Annotated in this window: 1 protein-coding gene; it reads left to right on the top strand. The window is 59.9% G+C overall.

The window, feature by feature from the left end; genetic code table 11:
• Positions 1 to 1,449 (top strand): hypothetical protein (locus B9Z45_RS17105; RefSeq protein WP_158270451.1); only part of this gene is annotated, 1,449 nt, incomplete at both ends.

The following is a 1,449-nucleotide window of genomic DNA, read 5'->3' as shown; positions in this document are numbered from 1 at the left end:
ACCGTGGCCAACCTGCAAAGCCTGGGCTTGAGCGGCATCACCACCAAAAACTTACCCGCCGTGCTCAGCGCCCTGGCTGCACAGGCAGATGACGGCAGTGCCACAGACTCCCTGACCGAACTGCAAACCCTGGTCACCGCCGCAGGCAAGGCCCAATCGGTCATCGAGGCTTATGCCAACAACAACGACAACAACCTGACAACCTTCAGAGCCCCCACCGCCAGCGACTACGCCAGCGTGGGCCTCACCAACCTCAGCACCGCCCAAGTCACGGCTATCAACAGCGCCCTCAAAACCGTCACCGTGGTGGACACCAGCAGCGATACGCCCAGCGAACTGCTCACCATCAAAGGCATTTTGGATACATTGCAGGCCATGGCCGGCAACAACGCCAGTACCGACACCCTGAGCAAGACCGATCTGGCCCTCATTGGCGTTGTGGTCGACAATGTCACTTACACCTCTGGTGGTAACTCGGTCACCTCCGACATCGCCACCCTGGCCAGCCAAGCCATCAAGGCCAAGGCCGGCTTGACCCTGCCCACCGTGCAAGAAATGGACAAGTGGGTCAGCATCTATGAAGGGGTGATGCAGCTCGTGGCCACCGGCAACACCGGCCAAAGCACCCTCACATTGCAGCAGCTCAAAGACTTTGCGCTTGTACCTGCAGGGGTCACTGACCCCATTGCCAAAGTGCTGGAAACCATCACAAAGGGCGGCAACAATGGCGCCCCGGGCATCCAAAACCAGGTGTTCACTACAGACGCCGCCCTAAAGGCCGCCATCCAGAACACATTTGGAACACCAATCAGCATCGATCACCGGACCAATCTCAAGAACAGCCAGTTCGACGCCGGCTTCTCGGTTAAGGCCGGGGCCATCGTCACCGTAACCTTCACCGTCGGCGGCTCTGCCATCACCCTGACCGATTACTTCACCAAGAACACTGACGCCGACACCGGCAAAGACATTTACACCGCCAAGGCTGGCGCCTTCACCGGCACAGAGACTGTCATCGTGGCCGCCACCTACACCGACAACAACGGCTTCACCTCAAACGCAGCACCCGTCACCCTCAAGCCCATCGACACCACAGCAACCACGCCCGTGATCACCGCTGTTGCCGACTCCAATGCCGCCACAGCCAACACCTTCGACCAAGGCTTCACCGTCACCGCAGGCTCTGTCGTTATCGTCAAAGTCGGCACCTCTGATGTCACCAACTCCTTCACCAAGACCACCGCCAACGGCCTAGACACCTACACAGCCATCGCTAACGCATTCACAGGCTCAGAGAGCGTCACCGTCAACGCCACCCTCACCGACGCCGCCGGCAACATCGCCACGGCAGCACCCGTCACCCTCAAGCCCATCGACACCACAGCAACCACGCCCGTGATCACCGCTGTTGCCGATTCCAACGCCGCCACAGCCAACACCTTCGACCAA

Source organism: Limnohabitans sp. 2KL-17 (assembly GCF_003063415.1).
Lineage (GTDB): Bacteria > Pseudomonadota > Gammaproteobacteria > Burkholderiales > Burkholderiaceae_C > Limnohabitans_A.
Note: the sequence above shows the minus strand (reverse complement) of the source record. Positions and strands in the feature narration are given on the sequence as shown.